Source organism: Christiangramia fulva (assembly GCF_003024155.1).
Taxonomy (GTDB): domain Bacteria; phylum Bacteroidota; class Bacteroidia; order Flavobacteriales; family Flavobacteriaceae; genus Christiangramia; species Christiangramia fulva.
Genome location: NZ_CP028136.1, coordinates 1,028,383 through 1,049,086 on the forward strand (window position 1 = coordinate 1,028,383; position 20,704 = coordinate 1,049,086).

A 20,704-nucleotide genomic window follows, 5' to 3' on the forward strand; every position below is an offset into this window, starting at 1 on the left:
CCGCAGATATACATGAAAATGAAATCTCCTATAAAATTAGAAGTGCTATTTTCAATGTTTATAATACTTTTGGAAAAATCCTATTTAAGATTATCGAAAATAGGCGTAATCACCGGGAAAATTTATTATTATGAACTGGGAACAGCTGCTATCATTAAAAAGATTCGGAGACAAACATAAAAGACTTAGAAAAGAACAAAATGAGACCCGGCTGGGCTTTGAAGTAGATTACGACAGGATCATTTTTTCTTCCGCTTTCCGAAGCCTTCAGGATAAAACCCAGGTCATCCCGCTTTCCAAAACCGATTTTGTCCACACCCGTCTCACCCACAGCCTTGAAGTTTCTGTTGTAGGAAGATCTTTGGGCAGACTTACCGGCCAAAAACTGCTGGAAAAACATCCGCATCTTCGAGATACTTTCGGTTACCAGATGAACGATTTTGGAGCCATAGTCGCCGCGGCGGCACTTGCTCACGACATTGGGAATCCGCCTTTCGGGCACTCCGGAGAAAAAGCCATTGGCGAATATTTCAGCCACGGAAATGGTAAAAGATTCAAAGAACAGCTAACTGATGAACAGTATCAGGACCTGATAAAATTTGAAGGAAACGCGAACGGATTCAAAATATTAACCGAAAACAGGCCTGGGATCGAAGGTGGTCTGAGGCTTTCCTATGCTACTTTAGGTGCTTTCACAAAATATCCCAAGGAATCTCTTCCGCATAAACCTTCAGCAAAAATCGGGGATAAGAAATTCGGATTTTTCCAAAGCGAAAAAGAAATTTTTGAAGAGGTCGCTGAAGAACTCGGACTCGAAAAGACCCGTGAGGGTCAAAATATCGGATATTCGCGGCATCCGCTGGCTTTTCTCGTGGAGGCCGCCGATGATATTTGTTATACCATTATCGATTTTGAAGACGGCATTAACCTTGGGCTGATCGATGAAGATTACGCGCTGGAATACCTCATCAAACTGGTAAAAGACAATATCAACACTTCCAAATACAATCAGCTGAAAAGCACTGCCGATCGGCTTGCTTATCTCCGCGCCCTCGCGATCAACACGCTAATCACTGAAGCTGCTGAGATTTTCCTTAAAAATGAGGAAGCCATTCTAAATGGCCAATTTCATCAATCGCTTTTCGATAAGAGCAGTTACGAGGCGCAAATAAAAGATATCATTAAGATCAGTATTGAAAAAATTTACCAGAGCGAAGAAGTGATCAGTAAGGAAATTGCGGGTTACCGGATGCTTTCTTATTTGCTGGACATTTACACAAAAGCACTCCTGGCAGAAGGACAGGAAGAAAATTCAAATTTCACCAGGTTGGTTTTGAAATCGGTCCCAGAGCTAAGGCCGCTTCAGGATAAAAATTCGGTATATGGCAAACTAATAGGAATCTGTTCTTATACCGCCTCGTTAACCGATGGAATGACGGTGGCTTCCTTTAAAAAATACCAGGGACAGAGTCTTTAGAATTCATAAACAAGGCCTACTCCCAGCATTTGTTTTAGCTGAATTCTGGGACCAAAAGTTTCCAGCTTTCCATCTCCATTGGTGTCTTCTTTGTATTTCACATCGTCATCATACCGAATATGGGAGCCAACATTCGCTTTTACAAAATCGTTCACTTTCATGTTGAAGTTGAGCTGCCAGTCAACATCGATATTTCCGAAATTATTCAGATAATCGGAATACAGGCTAAGCTGATTATCAAGTTTAATATTTTCCCAAACCTCTTTGTGGTACTCACTAGTAACCAGGAAACCAAATTCAGTTCTCATATTTTCCCCTTTCTCGATGATGTTCCCAAGCTCATCTTTCTTTGCCGGGGTAACACCAAACATCCCTTCATTGGCCAGGCGTTGGTCCAGAACAAAGGTAGATTTAAAAGTTAGAGGCGAAAGATACAAAGTAAGATCTTCATCAGGATCGGAATACTCCGTCCCAACCCCTAAGAAAGTATATCCCGGAGCCATAAATTTTGAAATAGCTTTTTCGCGATCTGGATATTTATAACCTTTGGAAAACTGTGTATGAAAGCTGAATTTTCCGGAATAATACCAGTGCGCGGTACTGTCGCTTCGGAAACCAAAAGAAGAACTCAGTTTGAGCTCATCGTCAGTTTTTCTTATTTCGCGGCCTTCCTGGGCATTTATTCCATATCGCAAGGAAGCTGAATTTTTCCACAGGGTAAGGTCCTTTTTGAAATCCCGTTCAAAATTTGAATAGAAAAGAGCAGAAATCGAATTATTACCACCGGAGTTCCAGTTTAAAAAAGCTACTTCGGTAAGATTTACCCCAAAAGTATTCTTTTCGGTCCAGTAAACCAGCATCGTATCAGAGGTGGTAGTATCTTTAGAAGCAGTCGCCGTGGTATCACTTACCGCAAAATGGGTAAAATCTGTAGCTAATGATTTAAGACTAATTAAAAGGGAAAAAATCAGTAGGATTTGGAGCTTCATTAATTCGTTCAGGTTTTCAGATTTGCAAAAATAAAAAAATCACAACAGAGATTCCAGCTTTTGCCTTATTCCTTGAACGTGAATTCCGGCAATTTCTTGTAATTCTGTTACACTTCCTTGAAAAATAAATGTATCTGGTACGCCTAAAACAATTATTTGCCCTTTATAGCCCTGCTCCGAAGCGAATTCCATTACTGCGCTTCCAAATCCGCCTTTTTTAACTCCATCTTCCACGGTGAGTATTATTTTGAATTTTTTAAAAATATTTTTCAGAAGCTCCTCGTCCAGAGGTTTCACGAAACGCAGATCAAAATGGGCGATTTTTGAATTATTTTTCATTTGCAGAATTGCTTCGGAAGCATTCGCTGCCATATTTCCAATGGTCAAAACGGCAATTTCAGTACCTTCTTTCAGCTGTTCGCCTTTTCCGAAAGGAACTTTCTGAAATGGGAGTTTCCATTCTTTTAAAACTCCTCTTCCACGAGGATAACGAATCAAAATGGGATTTTCAATTCCCAGCTGAACGGTATAAAGCAAATTCCGCAATTCTATTTCATTGCGGGGCGCGGCGATCATTAAATTGGGAATGGCACGCGAATAAGCAATATCAAAAACACCGTGATGGGTGGCGCCATCTTCGCCAACAAGTCCGGCCCGATCAAGGCAAAAAATAACCGGCAGATTCTGCAAAGCGACATCATGGATCAATTGATCGTAGGCCCTTTGCAAAAAGGTTGAATAGATCGCGCAAAAAACGGTAAATCCCTGAGTGGCCATTCCCGCCGAAAGGGTTACTGCATGCTGTTCGGCAATTCCCACATCGAAAGCGCGCTCTGGAAAAGCTTCCATCATGTATTTAAGGGAACTTCCGGTAGGCATGGCTGGCGTGATCCCGATGATCTTCTCATTCTTTTCAGCCAGTTCAACCAGCGTCAATCCGAATACATCCTGATATTTTGAAGGCAGGCCGTTGGTTTCTTTTTTGAGCAATTCGCCGGTTTCCGGTTCAAATTTTCCCGGCGCATGATATTTTACCTGATCTTCTTCGGCCTTTTTAAGGCCTTTGCCTTTTTTTGTTATAATATGCAGAAATTTGGGGCCTTCGATGGTTTTCATTTCTTCAAGAATATCGATCAGCCCGTCGAGATCATGACCATCTACAGGTCCGAAATATTTGAAGTTCAGCGCCTCGATCATATTACTACTGGCAGGTTTATGGCCGATCCTGGCTTTGGTAAGGTATTCTTTTAAAGCGCCCACGCTGGGATCGATCCCAATTGCATTGTCATTCAGGATCACCAGTAGATCGGCATCGGTCACTCCGGCGTGATTCAATCCTTCAAAGGCCATTCCGCTGGCAATAGATGCGTCCCCAATCACTGCAATATGATGTCTTTTTTCTCCTTTTAACTTAGAAGCGATCGCCATTCCCAAGGCCGCGGAAATGGAGGTGGAAGAATGACCCGTGCCGAAGGCATCGTATTCACTTTCAGACCGATTAGGAAATCCGCTTATACCGTTTAACTGGCGATTCGTATGAAAAATATTTTTCCTGCCAGTTAAAATCTTATGGCCATAGGCCTGGTGTCCCACATCCCAGATAAGAAGATCGTCTGGAGTGTTATAGCTATAATGCAGTGCGATAGTGAGCTCAACAACACCAAGGCTGGCACCTAAATGTCCTTCTTTGGTCGCGACAATATTAATGATATATCTGCGTAGTTCTGCAGCAAGTTTCTGAAGCTCCTTCCTTTCCAGTTTACGAAGGTCTTCAGGGGATTTGATCTTATTTAAAATTTCGTTTGTCATGCTGAGCAAAGTTACATTATGCGGACTGAAATTTTTATCTTTCCGGAAATTTCCGAAGATGTTAGCTCCCTATAACGACGAATATTTTATGAAAAAGGCTCTGGAAGAGGCCAAAACCGCTTATGAAAAAGGTGAAATCCCGGTAGGCGTGGTGGTAGTGATCAACGACCGCATCATCGCTCGCGGACATAATTTAACCGAAACTCTCAATGATGTGACCGCTCATGCTGAAATGCAGGCGATCACCGCGGCAGCTGATTTCCTTGGCGGAAAATACCTTCAAAACTGTACGATGTATATCACCCTGGAGCCCTGCCAGATGTGTGCCGGCGCACTTTACTGGAGCCAGATCTCAAAAATTGTGTTTGGAGCCAAAGATCCTCAGCGCGGTTACAGAAAATTCGGTGTGCAACTACACCCTAAAACGGAAGTAGAATCAGGAATTTTAGAAAAAGAATGTGGTGCTCTTTTAAAGCGTTTTTTTATAGAAAAACGGAACCTGAACTAAAAAAAGAGGGTTATGGCTTAAACTATTCGCCCAGATTCCGTTTGAAGTCTATTTTTTCTGCGTCACTTTGATATAATCAACATAAAATTTGGCAGGAAAAACCGAATCATCTACTTCCGGGCCACCAAAATTTCCGCCTATCGCCATGTTTACCAGCAGGTAAAAATCTTTTCTGAAAGGATAATTTTCCTCATCATAGGCTTCCGGAGTGAATTTATACAGGGAATTTCCGTCAACGAAAAATTCAATAAAATTTTCATTCCACTTCACATTGTAGGTATGGTAGCCTTCTTCAATATTTTCGATCTTCGTCTTTTTGGAGCTGCCATCATCGCCATGGCCTGCTGGCGTATGAAGCGTGGTATAAACCATATGCGGCTCCCTTCCCACGTATTCCAGCATATCAATCTCTCCACTTGCCGGCCATCCTACCTGGTCGATATCGGCACCTAACATCCACACTGCGGGCCAAAGGCCTTTCCCGGCAGCCAGTTTTGCACGAAACTCAACCTCACCATATTTGAACTCAAATTTGTCTTTAGTGGTAATCCTTCCGGAATAGTATTCTCCGTCCTTCTTCGCCGCAGTAATTACAAGTTTTCCGTCTTCTACAGTCACATAATCGCGATCATAGATCTCCAGTTCATTATTTCCCCAGCCGCAAATATCGGGACAGCCGTCACCTTCTTCATAATTCCAGGTATCCATATCAAGGTGGTCCCCGTTGAAATTTTCCTCGAAAATAACCTCTTTTTGAGCCGTAAGACTAAAGATATTTCCCAGCAAAAGCAGTATTAATCCGTACGCAACATTCATGATTTTATTGTTTTATGAATTCAAAGTCGGTGTTTTGTACCTCTTCAGAATTTCCACCGATCATCACCTCGAATTCCCCTGGTTCGGTCACCCATTCACCGGCAGCATCATAGAATTCAAGCATTTTTTCATCAATATTGAATTCCACCGTCTTTGTTTCTCCCGGAGCAAGCTCCACCAGTTTAAAACCTTTCAATTCTTTTACAGGCCTTGCCAGGCTGGCAACTTTATCTCTTAAATAGAATTGCACCACTTCGCGGCCCGCAAGGTTTCCCGTATTGGTAACGTCAACTTTGACCGAAATACTATCTCCGGCATTCATTTTATCGGAAGAAAGCCGTGGAGCACTATATTTAAAAGTGGTATAGCTCAATCCGTAACCAAAAGGATAAAGAGGACCATTTTCAATATCGGTATAATGAGAAGAAGTTACCACACCGGGAGTGTAGGGTCTTCCTGTGTTTTTATGATTATAATACAGAGGTTCCTGGCCAACGGCATGTGGAAAAGAAACAGGCAATTTTCCTGAAGGATTGTATTTTCCATAAAGCACATCGGCAATGGCATTCCCACTTTCTGTTCCCAGCTGCCAGGCTTCCACGATCGCTGGAATATTTTTAGCAGACCAGGTGATCTCCATCGGGCGGCCATTAATTAAAACCAGAACGATATTTTTGTTCACCTCATAAACCTTTTTCAGAAGTTCTTTTTGAAGACCGGCAAGATCTATATTCGTCTGGCTTCGTCCTTCTCCGGTCTGGAAAGCATCTTCACCCAGGACCATTACCACAACATCGGCGGCTTTAGCCTTTTCCACGGCTTCAGGGATTCCTGAACGATCGGTTTCATTGATCTTCAAAGGAACAAGGAAACTTTTTTCGCCCATTCCAAGGTCTACTCCTTTAGCATAGCTGATGTTTCGAGGACCCAGATTTCGAATTCCCTCCACTACTGAAACTGCAGAATTCGCTTCTCCCTGTGCACGCCAGTTTCCGATAGGAGTATCCTTATCATCAGCCAGCGGCCCGATGATCGCTATTTTCTGATTCTGTTTTAAAGGAAGAAGATTTCCTTCATTTTTAAGTAGTACGATGGATTTTCTTGCAATATCACGAGCTGTTTTGCGATGCTCTTCATAATTGACCTGCGATTTCAGGTTTTTATTGGAATAACGATATGGATCTTCAAAAAGTCCCATTTTGAACTTTACCCGAAGAATTCTTCTAACGGCATCATCAATAATTTTTTCATCAATTTTTCCTTCTTCCACGAGTTTTTTCAAACCTGTTTCATAGGCTCCGCCTTCCATGTCCATATCGCTTCCGGCTTTAATGGCAATTTCGGCGGCTTCAATTTTATCTTTAGCTATTCCGTGGGGAATAAGCTCGGCAATAGATCCCCAGTCTGAAACAACAAATCCTTTCCAGTCCCATTTTCCTTTTAAGATTTCACGTTGTAGATATTCGCTTGCAGTGGCAGGAGTTCCATCAACCGTATTAAATGAGTTCATAAAAGTAGCTACTCCGGCATCGGCAGCTGCTTTGAACGGAGGAAGTATGAAATTATTAAGTTCAGTTTTTCCAATATTGGCAACATTGTAATCCCTGCCACCTTCCACAAAACCATAACCTGCAAAATGCTTGGCTGTCGCAGCGATAGTTTGTGGATCGGCAAGATTTTCTCCCTGGTAACCACGAACTTTCGCTTCAGCCACCCGTGAAGTCAAATAGGGATCTTCGCCTGAACCTTCCATGATCCTCCCCCAACGGGCATCTCGTGAAACATCTATCATTGGCGAAAAAGTCCAGTTTACTCCATCGGCTACCGCTTCGAGGGCCGCAATCTTCGCAGATTCCTGCATCGCGTCCAAATCCCAACTGGCAGTTTCTCCAAGAGGTACCGGGAAAATGGTTTTGTACCCATGAATAACGTCATAACCAAACATCATAGGAATTTTTAATCTTGAATTCTCCATGTTCAGGCGTTGAGCGCTTTCAGTAGCTTCAGGAGAAAGCACATTCAAAAGTGAACCCACCAAACCTTTTTTAATACGATCTTCTTTTTGCTTGTTTCCGGCATTGGTAGCGGGTCCGGTAAGATCCCAGCCTCCGTTGTACTGAACCATCTGCCCGATCTTTTCTTCAAGCGTCATGAGGTTAAGAACCGAATCTACTTTGGTTTCAACATTTTTTACGGAGCTTTTAATGTTCGATTCCTGTCCGCGACTTATAAAAGTCACTATAAACAGGATTAGAAAATATCTTTTTTTCATTATTGTTGGTTTTAGCAGACTATTAGTATTTATTTTTTTGAATTAATCTATTATTGTTTTTCAAAACGGATACTCCTGAATTGGAAACCGCCATTCTCTATTTTAAATTTCAGTTGATTTTTCCCTTTTTGTAATTTCACATTTTCCAGGCTGAACCATTTCCACTCATCAGAGGTATCTGAAATATGAATAGCACCTAAATTCCGGTCATTCACTACAATTTCAGCCTTTCCTTCAGCACTGGAAGCCAGCTGAAAAGAAATGCGGTAATTCCCCTCATTTTCGACCTGAAAGGTATACTGGAGCCATTCATTTTCTTTGGTATCTCCCACATAAAACCCGGTTTCATCTTCAAAAATATCCACCCCGTCATTACGATAGATATTTCCGTTATTCCATCGGGTACGTTCCCCGCCTGTAGAAACATAATAGTTTCCGAAGTCAGTATCATAGTATGCGATCCCATTTTTGCCCATATCGTAATGAACAGCAGGTATTTCCGTTTTGTCAGAAATTACGATCTTCCCAAAACTTCGTATTTTATCGGTATGCGGCTGGCGCATCATGGCGTCGATCACACCATAATGAATGATGCAATTTTCAATTTTAGTATTTTCGGCGAGCTTCATAAAAGCTTTATAGGCATCCTCTTCCGAAGGTTTTTCAAGATTCCCGCGCCAGTACTCTAGAATTTCATGGTAACCGTAATTAGTTTTAATTTGCAAAGGATTGTTGTAACCGAGTTTTTTCAGCGGCCACCAACACCAGCCAATATTGTTCTCTTCCATAAGTTGAATCGCATCGGCAAACCAGACATTCGAATTCTCACCCGATTCCCCCAGCCAGATTGGAATGTTGTATTTTTCGCGATAATCCAGATATTTCTGAATCTCTTTTTGGGTATTGAAATTCCAGTATTTATGAAAACTCAGCACCATATTATCGTCCCAGGGCGGCAGTATCCCATTGTAATTATTTCCCCAGCCATTTCCTTCAATGATGATAATATGATTCTGGTCGACATCCCGAATGGCACTGGTGATCTTCACCATTAAATCTTTTAAAGGCTGGTTGCCGGTATCGGCTACGCCGTTTTTTTCGACACCTTCTGTACGACCTTCAAAGCTCCAGTTGGGTTCGTTAATGATATCGTAAGCCCCGATAGTGGATTCATCTTTATACCTTTCGGCCAGTTTTTTCCAGAGGGCGATGAGTTTTTGCTGATTTGCTTCACTCTCCCAGAGAGATGGTTTGGAGGGATCGCGATCTGAAATATTCAAATCATGGCCCTGTCCACCCGGAGTAGCGTGCATATCCAGAATGAGATAAATTTCATTTGCTTTACACCATTTTACCAACGAATCGGTCATTTTAAATCCGGTTTCCAGCCAGGTATTTTTTCCAACAACCGGTTCCTCCTCTACAGGAAGTGTATAGAGATTATAGTGCATGGGAAGGCGGATGGAATTGAAACCCCATTTTTTAAGAGAATCCACATCAGCTTTCTGAATGAAATTATTTCTCCATTTATTGTAGAATTCTTCGGTTTTTTCCTCACCTATCAATTTTTGAATTTCCTCTTTGATCACGTGCTGCTGCTGATGTTGAAAAGGAAACTTCAACATATAACCTTCCTGCAGCATATAACCTCCCAGACCAATTCCGCGAAGCAGGACATTTTCATTGTTGGCATCAACTATTTTTTGATCCCGGGTATGGAGGAAATTAATTTTTGAGTTTTCCTGTGAAAAACAAGCGAGAGAAAAGAACAAAAAAACTTTTAAGAAGATGCTTTTCATTTTACGGTTTTTATTAGGCTGTTTTCCTAAGCTTTAGATCCACCTATCCAGGATTAAAACGGAGGAAGATCATTTTAATAATATGTGATTGATTTTATCATTGATAAATTCTTACATAATCTACTTCCATGGTTGAGGACTCAAAATCAGGATCTATGGCAAACCAGCTTCCTCCCATAGCTACATTCAATATTAAAAACTGATTGGAATTAAAAGGCCAGGTCTCCGAGTTCTTTGCTGCAGGGCTATAGGTATAATGAACTACACCATCAACTGAGAAAACTATTTCCTGATCGTCCCATTCAGCTGCATACACATGAAAAGCTGTGGAAACATCATTCAAAGTTTGAGCCCCATGATTCACGGTGTTGCCAAAACTAGAAGGAGTATGTACAGCACTTTGAACAAAACCCTGATTATGCCCCCAATGTTCCATGATGTCAATTTCACCACAAGCAGGCCAACCCGCCGTATTAATATTTGAACCTAACATCCAGATGGCTGGCCAGGTGCCTTCGCCAAAGGGTAATTTAGCCCTAACTTCAACTTTACCATAGGTAAAATCAAATTTCCCTTTGGTAAGGATTCGAGCTGAAGTATAGGCTGAGCCTCCATAATTTTCTTTCTTTGCTGTAATTTTCAGTAATCCCCCTTCAACTTTTACATTTTCCAATCTATCGGTATAGTACTGTTTTTCTCCATTTCCCCAGCCGTTACTTCCTGTACCGATATCATAACCCCATTTGGAATTATCAGGACTTCCATCTGTATCAAATTCATCAGAAAAAACCAGTTCATCAAAAGGGGCACGTTGCACAAGAACATCAATTTTTTCAGAAGTTCTGGTAAAATCATTGGTCTTTGAATATGCATTGACGTATACCAGATAATTGTTTATATCTCTTTTCGTATACGTATATTCAACTGTTCCTGTGGTATTCGTCATCACTGTTCCATCCCCAAACCCGAATTCGTATTTTATGGCATCGGTTGCACTGGCAATAACTTTTATAACACCAGATCCATCTCCATAAGGATTGTTTTCATCAGCACCAACTATGGTTATATCTAAAGTTAAATTAGACGGAACGATTTTTTCTGGTTGGGAAGGAATATCCTCATTAGTACCTGCGTCACATGATTGTAATAAGGCTAAAATCAGAAGCATCAAAACCTGTTGATATTTGAAGATTTTATTCATGCCATGTTCGTTTAATATAAAGAGGCTGTTTTTAAAAAAAAGAGGGCAAAATTGCCCTCTTTTATATTCTTTCCCTTTCCTTCTGAAAAAGGATAATAATTCAATAGGCAGCAGCTTAGTTTTGGAAGAAATACTTATTTGAACTTTGAACTGCTCACTTTAAAAAGTTCTTATTCTTCGGTCTGTACTAATATCGGTACAACAATATTTAAACGCGCCGTGATAGTTACCTGGTCAAGATCATCTTCCTGGCAGCTAACTGCCAGGATTCTGATGATCAAAACTTAATAATTTAAATATAGAACAGTGTTTTTCTTTCTAATTCTGTTCGATATCATCTATATAGAAGGTACCGGCGGTAGTTCCAGCAAAATCAAGGAATATTGAGAATTTATCATATTGTCCTGTTGGAACAAATGCCTCTCCGGCTCCCTGATTACCATCGATATAACTTTTTACTGCATTATTAAAATCAAAAGTTAATTCTTCCCATCCTGTACCACCATGATTCACCTGGACCTCATTAGCTCTTTCACCATTTACACCGGTTTCTAGTTTAAATAATACCGGGAATGCAGTTTCAGAATAAACTTTCATTGTTATAGTCTTATTAGAGCCTGAAAAATCTATAGCATTAGCCAAAGAAATAGTCAATGCTTCATATTGACTTCCGGCATTGACAACTTCACCAACCATGGTTTCAGTAGGATTAATACCAGATTGCTGAGGATTAGTCACCACATTAAAACCAACTCCGGAAGCAGAGCTAACATAATCTTCGGAGTCATCAAAGCTTATTGGAAGACTTGATATTCCGGCTGAACCTCCATCACCTGTATCCCCGGATCCTTCAGGTTTGAAAACCCAGGTCCAGCCAGTATCAAAACCGTTATGTGGAACATACAATACCAGTTGATCTTCTGTTAAGGAAACTATCTCATATACTCCAGCAGGATTGCCTACAACAGCACCATATTCATTTCCCGATCCTAAAATATTACCATTGTTTATTATCAATTTCTGGTTTTCCACATCAAGAACGAAGCTTCCTGGTTGTCCTTCAGCGTTTGGATCAGCATAATAAGTGTAATTAGCCGCGCCATCTAAATCAAATTTCATTTTGCCCGAGGCATCACTCGGAGGACAACACTCACCAGCTGCGTTCCACCATACAGTCCAGGCACCATCTTTGCCGTTGGGAGGTGACATAAACCACCAAAGTCTTCCATCAGGTTGTGGCCCACCGTCAAAAACCCAGGTTTTACCGGCTGCTGTATCATCACCAACGAGATCATACCAGTCCTGATCTAAATCATGGTCAAGTTGATCAACTTCTACCTCAATTGTTTTTGTGAAAAATTCACTACCTAAAGTTCCTACATAAGTAAAACTTGCTGTTCCGGGAATTGGATAAACAAAGGTGGTTCTATTCGTAAGAGCTTTACCCAGGTTATAATCCCAATATCCGGTAATCCCGGGGGTTACCATTTCCAGGGTAATTTCATTTCCTCCTGTGGTGCTTTGTGTTGCTACCAGCTCTACACCTTCAACATTCGTTGTGTTATGTAGTTCCTGCTCATCTACTTGGGGTTCACAAGCTGAAAAAAGCAGAACAAAAGAAACAATTAGTAGACTTATAATTTTATTAATTTTCATATCTCTAACTTTTAAGTTTAAAATTTATTCTACCAGCCTGGATTTTGCTCATAAGCTCCATTAGATAATCTAATTTCAGTTTCCGGTATTGGAACCAAACCTTTAGTTTCAGGCCTGTAATTCACCTTATAAGTAGCAGGTGTTCCGGAATTATTTACATTGATTGTATAATTAAAGGCTGAATCAACATCTCCCCAGCGTACCAGATCAAACCAACGTAAACCTTCAAAAGCAAATTCGTGTAAACGTTCTTCTTTTAAAGCTTCCAAGGAGTATGCAACCGGATCTAATCCTGCCCTTGCCCGCACAGCATTTAATCCTGTTGCATCACCGGTAATTTCAGAATACATCAATAATACATCAGCATAACGCATAAAAATAAAGTCCTGCGCATGCATCAGTTGCATATCGGCATTACCCCAGTTATATAATTGTACAAACATTCCTTTTACAGCACCGTTTTCATCAGGATATTGTAAGGCAGTGTATTTTTTATTAAAAAGACCTGTTCCCTGCTCCTGGTTACCAGGTAGGGAGTAATTGTCAGTTCCCTGTTCTGGCTGTCCTACTTGAATAATAGAACCTACTTTTCGTGGATCATTATCATCCCAATTAGCCCATAATTTTGGGTTTACTGGCATCCATCCCCAGCCTTCACCAAAAGGTACTAAAGAGTTACCGCGTATAGCTGAAAATAAAGACATCCTGTTGGTATAAATATTTCCATTATTCCATCCCCAATCACCAAAAGAAAATCTTTGTGCAAACATAGTTTCATAGTTGCCAGTACCAAAAGTTGGATTGGCTCCGTCCTGACCTACCCAGGACAATCCTTCATTTGCTGCCCAGGGCAAAACAGGTGCTCCCGCAGCAATATTTACATATGAATATGGCCAAAGGTTTCTAAAATCTGAAGCCAAAGCATAGCCACTGTTATTAATGATATCTTCTAAATATCCTGCCGCTTCTGAAGCTCCTACAGATCCTCCGTCTGCAAGGGGTAAATCATTAGTTGGGGTATTATTCATATTGGTCATATAGCCTGTATAAAATAAATAGACACGACCCATATAAGCTTCAGCCACCCATTTATTCGCATGCCCGTACGCAGTTGTAGGAATACTTGGGAAAGGAACGTCAGGTAATGTTTCAATAGCCAATTTTAGATCAGAAGCAATTTGCGCAAAAGTTTCAGAATAAGAAGCTCTTGGGACATCCTTAGGATCATCAATAGCCACAATAAGCGGTACCCCTCCAAAGAATTTAGCCAGTCTAAAATAGTAGAATGCTCTCATAAACAAAGCTTCACCTATGGCCTGATCTTTAAATTGTTGTGCTTCCTCTTCACTACTGAAGTAAGAAGAAAAATCAGCATCTACCGTTTTTTCAATAATAGCATTTGTCCTGGCGATTCCATTATACGATTGCACCCACAAATCACGATAAGTATCTTCAAGAGGGTCTTCAAAATTGTCAACCCACTTCGCCCCTTTATCATCGGGCCCACCACCACCTAACATCATATCTGACATTAGGTTAGCGGCAATTGTTTCATTGCTAAATACATTGGGAGTATATAACGCATTATATACACCTGCCATAGCCTCTTCTATATCGGTGGGAGTCTTGTAATATGTCTCCAAACTTTTACCGTATATATTCTCTGTATCTAAGTAGTCGTTACAGCTAATGGCAACGAACATTGTTGCAATAGCTATTAAAAATTTTATTTTTTTCATAATCTAATTTTTATATTAAAAGTCAATGCCAAGACCAAACATCACTGTTCTTGCCTGTGGATACAATCCAAGGTCAATACCTGAAGCCCAGCTGGCATCGTGCCCAAACCGCACCTCAGGATCCATTCCATCATAACCCGTGAAGGTATATAAGTTATTCACCGATACGTACAGGTTAAGATTTGTTATCCCTGCAATATCAGCAAACCTTGATCCGAAATCGTAACCCAGGGTTAAATTATTAATTCTCACATAATCTGCATCATGCATAAAAATATCAGAAATAAACTGGGTATTCCTATTGGAGGTATAACTCAACCTTGGAAGGGTATTTGAAGTACCTTCTCCATGCCAACGATCGAAAATCGCTGTGGTATAATTCTGAGTAAATTGATCAGAAAATGATCTATAAGATTGCATTACCTGCATTCCAAATTTTCCGGAAAGGGTGGTATTAGCATAAATTCCTTTATACTTTAAATTTAACTGCAGACCTGCTTCAAAATCAGGATTAGGATTTCCAAGGTATACCTTATCGGCTTCATTGATAAGGCCATCTTGATTTTGATCTACAAATCGAACATCTCCGGGGCGCTGGTCAGCAAAATATGGATTACCATCAGGTGTTACATAAGCATCAACTTCATCCTGATTTTGTAGAATTCCATCGGCTTTATAACCATAGAAGTAACCTATTGGCTGGCCCACCTGAACTCTGGAAATTTCACTGGTCCCCTGCGACAGAACATCACTGGGCCCATGAATGATCCCTTCAGTATTAGCTATTCTGGTAACCTCATTCTTATTATATGAGCCGGTTAAAGTTGCTCCATATTGGAAATCACCAAATTCATCATTCCAGTTTAATACTAATTCGACCCCTGAGTTTTGGATATCCCCACCATTAATAAATGGAGCTGCCGCACCAGATGTACCCAAAATTGGTGCTTCTAAAAGCCAGTCTTTGGTAGTTTTTTTATACCAATCAAAGGTGATGGCAAGTTTTGAATTAAACATACGAGCATCAAATCCAAGATCTAACTGTTCTGAAGTTTCCCAGGTAACGTCAGGATTCGTTACTCTTGCGGGATAGGATGTTACTCCTGAAACTGGTTTTGTATCTCCAAAGAAATAACCTGGGAATACATACGCAATTTGTGATGAGTAAATAAAATTAGGAATAGACTGGTTTCCGTTTTGTCCCCAACTTGCCCTAATTTTTGCATAATCAAGAATACCAGAAGTACTGGACATAAAGTCTTCGTCTGTCATAACCCAACCCGCAGAAACTGAAGGAAATGTTCCCCATCTATTACCTTTCGCGAAATTTGAAGAACCATCGGCACGTACTGTCGCAGCTAAAAGATATTTTTCTTTATAATTGTACTGCGCTCTTGCAATATAAGACATTAAGCCACCTCCACCGGCAGCCCAATCAGCCCCCCAGGTATTAATATCATTAATACTTTCAGGGCTCTGCGTATTGTTTACGTAAGCATATTTAGGATTTCCAGGGAATAATAAATTACTTCTTGAACCACCAACTTCATTATTTATTTGGTTTTGAAGTAATTCGGTACCAATCAAAGCATTCAATTCGTGGTCTCCCATTTGTAAATCATATGAAAGAGTGTTTGACCATGTCCAGTCATTCCCGAAATACTGACTCTGTTGAGCGCCGTCAACATCATCCTGGTAAAGGGTACCTAAATGATAAGTTGGATTCATAGATCTGTTATGACCAAACCAGGCGTTGGTGCCATATGTAGATCTAAATTTTAAATCTTTAATAGGCTCAATTTCCAAAAATACATTACCCACAATCGTATTATTTTTACCATAGTTATAGTTATGGCGGTAATACATCACGGCTAATGGATTCGTTTGGTTAGTACTTATTCCCTCTAAAGTGGGTGTAAAACCAAACTCATTGATATTATTGTCTATTGCAGGCTGCCAGTAAGCAGGCTGTAAAGGATTTTGAACCAGAGCATTGTGCAAATCGTTCCAATAAATATTACCGGTTGCAACACTTCTGTTTTCAATATTTGTGTAGGTGAAATTCTCTCCAATTGTAATAATTGAGTGCTCATCATTCTTTTTTAATATCATTTCAGTATTCAGCCTTGCGGTGAACCTTTTGAAACCTGCATTGGTTATATCACCACCAATCATACCTTCCTGATCTAAATACGATGCTCCCATCGAATAAATTATATCTTCACTTCCGCCGGTAATGTTTATAGCATGGCTTTGAACAGGAGCATCTTCCTGAGTCATTTCATTGATCCAGTTAGTTCCTTCCCAACCGTTTTGAAGATCTGTCCAGATATCTTCACCTAATTGGGCTCCCAGTCCAGGATAATTGTTCTCCAGCCAGGTGTTATTCACAAGTTTAGCATGCCAATCATTTGGCGCTAAACCATCATTAACCCGACCTTCATCCATAATATACATATACTGCTGGGCATTTAGAGGATCTAAATTCTTATAAATATTCTGGAAGCCATAGTAAGCATTATAACTAATTTGAGCCGGTTTATTTCTACGACCTTTTACAGTAGTTACCAGAACAACACCATTTGCTGCACGTGAACCATATATGGCTGCAGAGGCCGCATCTTTTAATACGTTGATTGATGCAATATCTGAAGGGTTCAAATAATCAATATTACCTACAGCTACACCATCGACAATGTACAAAGGGCTTGAATTACCTATTGTTCCCAAACCACGAATGGTTATCCTGGTACCGGCTCCCGGTGCACCGCTATTTCTTGTAACGCTTACACCTGCGGCAAGACCTTGTAGCGCTTCCATTGCTGTCCCGGTATTTAGTGCCGCAATTTCGTCGCCATCTACCGCAACGCTAGAACCTGTAACTAAACCTTTCTTTTGAGTACCATAACCTACAACCACTACTTCATCAAGGTTATTTTTATCTTCTTTTAATACCACATTAAGGGTTTGTGCATGATCGATAACAAATTCTTTATTAACGAATCCTACATAAGAAAAAACAAGAGTATCATTCTGAGCTACATCGATTGAGTAATTTCCATCAAAATCGGTAGTCGTTCCTTTACTCTGATTCTTCACCAATACATTAACTCCAAGTAAAGGCAAATTATTTTCATCGGTTACTGTACCGGTCACTGGAACGGTTTGTGCAAACACTGAAAATAACCCGCCAAACAAGGCAATTAAAAAGCAAGTAAATCTCTTCATTTGGATTGATTGTTAAAATTAAAACGCCAATATATTAAAGTTATGTTAAGACCAGCTCAAAAGTACCTTTACAAAAAGTCTACAATTAAAAAATTCTTAAAGGAAGCAAATATAAATTGCTCTAATCGCAATTAAACCTAGTACTTACAGAGATTACGTAATAATTACGCTTATTCTTTCAAATTTCGAAAAAAAGACATTTGTATAGTTAATGTAGAGTTACTTTTGGGTCTTGTTAAGTTTATACATTGATGATATAATCTGTTAAATTGGTGTTCCGATCCAAATCCATTTTTTTACGCAAACGATAGCGTTTGATTTCAACACTTTTTACAGAAATATTAAGTAAGGGTGCTATTTCTTTTGAGGAAAGATTTAGGCGAAGATAGGCGCAGAGTTTTAAATCATTTGATGTCAATTCAGGGTGTTTTTCTTTCATTTTTTTGAAGAAATCCTTGTCGGCATTGCTAAATGCCTTTTTGAAAAATTTCCAGTTATCCTCTTCATTAATATCCTTATCTATATTTTTTATAACCGATTTAATTTCCTGCGTTTCTTCTTTATTTTTAAGTTGATTTTTAATACTGGTTAAAAACTCATTCTTTTTAATAAGGCTCATCGTTGAAACTGCCAGCTCTTTATTTTTATTAGCCATATCCTGTTCCAATTTCTCATTTTTGAGCTTTATTATTTCTTTTTCAATTTCCAGGTGTTTTAACTTTATTTTCCTTTCATTTTCAGCAATTAATTTCGCATGTTGACGCTTATACATAAGATGTGTTGCAAGGAATAAAAGAATTAAAATAATCACATATGTCAATATAGCCAGATTGCTCAGGTAATAAGGCCTGGCAATATCAAATTCAAAACCTGAAATATTCGAAATCTTATTGCCCACCTTAGCTTTGACTTCAAAACGGTAATGACCGAATGGCAGATTTTTGAAAATAGCACTGGATTGATGTTCCCAACCACTCCAGTTTGAACTAAGGCCTATTAACCTGTAACTATAGGAGACTTCCTGAAATTTGTTATAAACAGGCACACTATATTGGAAGACTATGTTGTTTTTCCTAGCAGAAAAATTAGGAGTAGATCCTAATCTCACAGGTTCTGAAACAGAATCCAGAATGCTGGCGTTGATCTTATCTATAGAAATAGTATAATCTTTCTCTAAATCTTCTTCCTTATTAAATTTTAAATATCCGTTGGCAACCCCTATTAAATAATCATTGTCATTTATATGTTCAATATTTTCATATCCTACGGTAATATTTCGGTTAGCAAGGTCTATGTACACAAACTCCAGTTCATAATTAGCAGTTAACGGTGCCGGATAAATATAGAATATTCCGTCTTCTGCAAAACCCCAAAGGTGATTCGCGTCGTCCACGATCATTCTTCCAGAAACCCTTTTTATTCCCGCGAGCGATTTATTGATATTGTTATTGACTGAAAATTCATCTGATTCGGGATTGTACTTGTAAACCCTTTCTTTAGAACTGTAATAAAGCGTGTCATTAAATTTAAAAATACTGGAAGTTATACCAGATTCGTTCGGAAAGGAATAATTTTTAATCTCATCATATTTAGTCAGGGAATCATTTATTCGCATTCTAAAAACCCCTTTGTGTTCATTGCTGATCCATACATCACCTGAATCGTCAATTTCTATAAATTTTGAAGAATGCGGAAATCCTTCTAACATTGGTAATGCAATGATTTGTCCATTTTTCTCCTGTAAAAAACTTATTCCGTTATAATGACCCTGGACATAGGTTGAGTCATAGAACTTTTTTACAACCCAGGTTCCCAGACGGTCACAAACTTTAATTGCTTTTGTGTCTTTAATTAAGAAAGTACCGGTATCATGACCACAAAAAAGTTTTCCGTCCACCTCATCAAGGCTCCATACCTGCCCGTTGGTCCCCTCTATTAAATTAAAATTTGTTTCTCCCTTTTTCCGAAAATAAAGCCCCTGGTTGGTACCAAGGTATAAATTACCTTCTTGTTCAAAAGAAGTATAAACAGAACCGATGCTTCCTCTTGTATCCTGAAAAGAGGAGAAACGAGAATTAAGATTAATCATGCTAATGCCATAGTCAAGACCTGCCCAGACATTAGAATCTTTATCCTCAAAAATATTTAAAACGGTATTGTTCAATAAAACATTCTCCTGATTAAAGACATTAATTATGTTTCCATTTCTATCGATCTGAAAAATACCCTTCCCCACGGTTCCGATTATAAGATCGCCATTTCGCAACGAAGCCATAGAAATTATACCAGGGTGATTCATTTTCTCCGGCAAATCGTCATATATGGAAATTAATTCATTGTCAGCCCATTTGAAAAATTGATCCTTACCTGAAATAAAAGATAAGTGCCCATCTTTCTCGAACAAACCAATAATGGCCATGCCGCCCAATTTGGAATTAGGGATGACCAGTTCAGACTTTCCACTATTGATCTTAAAAAGTCCTTTATTCACCAGTTGGTAATATAAATTTCCGCGAAACTTATACATATGAGAAATAGGTTCCCCCGATGGATTCTCCATCTTGGTTAGCTTATCTAATTTGGGACTATAGAAGTATATTCCGTCAAAACTTCTAAAAACGATCATTCCGTTTAATTCATCAATTTGCCAGAATTGCTCACCATCGTTGATCTTATCCCTTAAATCGGGCAATAAACTAGTATAGACCAGCTTTCCGAACTCATTCCTTGTCCAGTAGCCCATTTCCATATACGCGCCAGTATAAATCTGGTTTTGATAGGCTTTGACAGACCGTACAATAGTTTTATTGGGAATGGGATACAAACTCCATTTTTCACCGTTATATTCAAGCAGCCCCATACTATTGGCGAAATAAAAATTTCCATTCCCCCCCTGAGAGATCATCCAGTTTTGATTACCTCCCCCATAATCATTGGGATTATAATTGATCACAGGAGGTAATTCCTGCCCGAAAACATTTAAAAAGAAAAGGGAAAAGAGTAATAGAAGTGTCTTTTGCAAAATCGAGGTTTAATTGAACACTGAAAGGTAACTAACGTCTATAAAAGAAAGAAATTTTACACTAATATGTGCATCATTTTCATTAGCAAAATTTTTTGTTTTACCTGTTAAATATTTATAAAGGCTTATTCTTTAAGGTGTAAATTAAATTATTTTGAAAGTTAAAGATGTACAAAACTACTGTTTAA

At 39.4% G+C, this 20,704-nt stretch carries 12 protein-coding genes; 2 read left to right on the top strand and 10 right to left on the bottom strand.

What is annotated here, in order from left to right; genetic code table 11:
• Positions 1–130 precede the first annotated feature (130 nt).
• Positions 131–1,477: a dGTP triphosphohydrolase gene (gene dgt, locus C7S20_RS04740; protein WP_107011404.1), complete on the top strand. Its 1,347-nt coding sequence runs from the start codon at positions 131–133 to the stop codon at positions 1,475–1,477.
• Here the strand turns inward: dgt and C7S20_RS04745 are convergent.
• Positions 1,474–2,466 (bottom strand): DUF3078 domain-containing protein, encoded by a 993-nt coding sequence (locus C7S20_RS04745; RefSeq protein WP_107011405.1) that lies wholly within the window; start codon positions 2,464–2,466, stop codon positions 1,474–1,476. The two genes, dgt and C7S20_RS04745, sit on opposite strands and share 4 nt — an antisense overlap.
• Before the next feature lie 39 nt (positions 2,467–2,505).
• Positions 2,506–4,275 (bottom strand): 1-deoxy-D-xylulose-5-phosphate synthase, encoded by a 1,770-nt coding sequence (dxs, locus tag C7S20_RS04750; protein WP_107011406.1) that lies wholly within the window; start codon positions 4,273–4,275, stop codon positions 2,506–2,508.
• A gap of 58 nt (positions 4,276–4,333) precedes the next feature.
• Here dxs and C7S20_RS04755 point away from each other — a divergent pair, with 58 nt between their 5' ends.
• Positions 4,334–4,783: a nucleoside deaminase gene (locus tag C7S20_RS04755; protein ID WP_107014097.1), complete on the top strand. Its 450-nt coding sequence runs from the start codon at positions 4,334–4,336 to the stop codon at positions 4,781–4,783.
• 48 nt (positions 4,784–4,831) lie between these two features.
• On the opposite strand, the gene C7S20_RS04760 is transcribed toward C7S20_RS04755, so the two are convergent.
• The 8 genes from C7S20_RS04760 to C7S20_RS04795 form a co-directional block, all read right to left on the bottom strand.
• The gene (locus C7S20_RS04760; RefSeq protein WP_107011407.1) at positions 4,832–5,599 is read right to left on the bottom strand and encodes a glycoside hydrolase family 16 protein; all 768 of its coding nucleotides are present in this window, start codon (positions 5,597–5,599) and stop codon (positions 4,832–4,834) included.
• A gap of 4 nt (positions 5,600–5,603) precedes the next feature.
• Positions 5,604–7,871 carry a beta-glucosidase BglX gene (bglX, locus tag C7S20_RS04765; RefSeq protein ID WP_107011408.1) on the bottom strand — a complete coding sequence of 756 codons (2,268 nt, stop codon included), beginning with the start codon at positions 7,869–7,871 and terminating at the stop codon, positions 5,604–5,606.
• Positions 7,872–7,921: 50 nt separating this feature from the next.
• Complete coding sequence (locus C7S20_RS04770) at positions 7,922–9,670, bottom strand: cellulase family glycosylhydrolase (RefSeq protein WP_107011409.1); 1,749 nt, start codon at positions 9,668–9,670, stop codon at positions 7,922–7,924.
• Between the two features lie 97 nt (positions 9,671–9,767).
• Positions 9,768–10,871 carry a glycoside hydrolase family 16 protein gene (locus C7S20_RS04775; RefSeq protein WP_227009100.1) on the bottom strand — a complete coding sequence of 368 codons (1,104 nt, stop codon included), beginning with the start codon at positions 10,869–10,871 and terminating at the stop codon, positions 9,768–9,770.
• A 318-nt stretch (positions 10,872–11,189) separates the two neighbouring features.
• Complete coding sequence (locus C7S20_RS19655) at positions 11,190–12,527, bottom strand: hypothetical protein (RefSeq protein WP_193510793.1); 1,338 nt, start codon at positions 12,525–12,527, stop codon at positions 11,190–11,192.
• Positions 12,528–12,556: 29 nt separating this feature from the next.
• Entirely contained in the window at positions 12,557–14,170 is a 1,614-nt protein-coding gene (locus tag C7S20_RS04785; RefSeq protein ID WP_236994927.1) for a RagB/SusD family nutrient uptake outer membrane protein, read from the bottom strand.
• Between the two features lie 111 nt (positions 14,171–14,281).
• Entirely contained in the window at positions 14,282–17,494 is a 3,213-nt protein-coding gene (locus C7S20_RS04790) for a SusC/RagA family TonB-linked outer membrane protein (protein WP_107011411.1), read from the bottom strand.
• 241 nt (positions 17,495–17,735) lie between these two features.
• Positions 17,736–20,516, bottom strand: coding sequence for a triple tyrosine motif-containing protein (locus tag C7S20_RS04795; RefSeq protein WP_227009101.1), 2,781 nt, complete (start codon positions 20,514–20,516; stop codon positions 17,736–17,738).
• Between the last annotated feature and the right edge of the window lie 188 nt (positions 20,517–20,704).

Coding starts and splice junctions, on each gene's coding strand:
- C7S20_RS19655 (WP_193510793.1), bottom strand. CDS start 12,527: ATGAAAATTAATAAAATTATAAGTCTACTAATTGTTTCTTTTGTTCTG.
- dxs (WP_107011406.1), bottom strand. CDS start 4,275: ATGACAAACGAAATTTTAAATAAGATCAAATCCCCTGAAGACCTTCGT.
- C7S20_RS04790 (WP_107011411.1), bottom strand. CDS start 17,494: ATGAAGAGATTTACTTGCTTTTTAATTGCCTTGTTTGGCGGGTTATTT.
- C7S20_RS04745 (WP_107011405.1), bottom strand. CDS start 2,466: ATGAAGCTCCAAATCCTACTGATTTTTTCCCTTTTAATTAGTCTTAAA.
- C7S20_RS04760 (WP_107011407.1), bottom strand. CDS start 5,599: ATGAATGTTGCGTACGGATTAATACTGCTTTTGCTGGGAAATATCTTT.
- C7S20_RS04770 (WP_107011409.1), bottom strand. CDS start 9,670: ATGAAAAGCATCTTCTTAAAAGTTTTTTTGTTCTTTTCTCTCGCTTGT.
- C7S20_RS04775 (WP_227009100.1), bottom strand. CDS start 10,871: ATGAATAAAATCTTCAAATATCAACAGGTTTTGATGCTTCTGATTTTA.
- dgt (WP_107011404.1), top strand. CDS start 131: ATGAACTGGGAACAGCTGCTATCATTAAAAAGATTCGGAGACAAACAT.
- C7S20_RS04755 (WP_107014097.1), top strand. CDS start 4,334: ATGTTAGCTCCCTATAACGACGAATATTTTATGAAAAAGGCTCTGGAA.
- bglX (WP_107011408.1), bottom strand. CDS start 7,871: ATGAAAAAAAGATATTTTCTAATCCTGTTTATAGTGACTTTTATAAGT.